At 61.8% G+C, this 892-nt stretch carries 1 protein-coding gene and 1 pseudogene; both read right to left on the reverse strand.

Annotated features, from left to right (window positions below; genetic code table 11):
• Positions 1-369: pseudogene (locus ACRXB1_RS36875) on the reverse strand (hypothetical protein); the annotation flags it as partial.
• The coding region (locus tag ACRXB1_RS36880) for an NAD(P)-dependent oxidoreductase (RefSeq protein WP_449494884.1) at positions 366-892 on the reverse strand (527 nt) is incomplete at its 5' end. The pseudogene ACRXB1_RS36875 and the gene ACRXB1_RS36880, both read right to left, overlap by 4 nt.

Consider the following 892-nt stretch of genomic DNA (forward strand, 5'->3'; position numbering starts at 1 on the left):
GACGATTACGCCAGATGCAAGGTAGCCCGCATAGAAGCGCGGATTAAACGTCTGACGCAGCGGCTGCGCCGCGATGAGCCGCAGAACCAGCGCTGGAAGCGCAAAACGAAACGAGAATACGTTGAGCAGAACCAGCACGAAGACGATTACGCCAGATGCAAGGTAGCCCGCATAGAAGCGCGGATTAAACGTCTGACGCAGCGGCTGCGCCGCGATGAGCCGCAGAACCAGCGCTGGAAGCGCAAAACGAAACGAGAATACGTTGAGCGCATCCAGTGCGCCCGAGGTCAGGAGATGCGCACGCGTGGCTGCCCATCCCACTCCGATGACTCCGAAGACCGGCAAGCTGAGCAGAAAGAAGCCGATCATTCTTGCAGGCCGCTGCGCGCTTCGATTGCCGCGAGCACAGCGACCATGTCGGCCTCCCCGAGACCAAGTGCCAGTGTTTCGCCATAGAGTGCGTGGCAGACGTCCAGCAGCGGCGAGGCAATACCGTTCTCACGCGCCGCCTCGGCGATCAGGCGGTTGTTTTCCAGCACGTTGGAGATCGCGGCCTGAACCGCGAAATTCCGGTCGATGAGTTTCGGCGCCTTTACGCGAGATACATCGCTTGCCATCGGCCCGGCATTCAGTACGGCGAGGAACTGGCTGAGATCTAGGCCGTTGCGCTCGGCGAAATGCACGGCTTCGGCTAGCCCGGTGACGAGTGCGATCAGGAACAGGTTGACCGACAGCTTCATCAGAAGGGCGTTGGGAACAGGTCCGCACACCATGGTCTCGCGGCAAATGGGAGCGAGCAGCGGACGGAGCGCTTCCACGGTAACCGCGTCGCCGGCAAGCATGGCGACAAGTTGCCCCGCTTCGGCAGGCTTGCGCGATCCCGAGACGGGCG

The organism is Caballeronia sp. M23-90 (assembly GCF_053574605.1).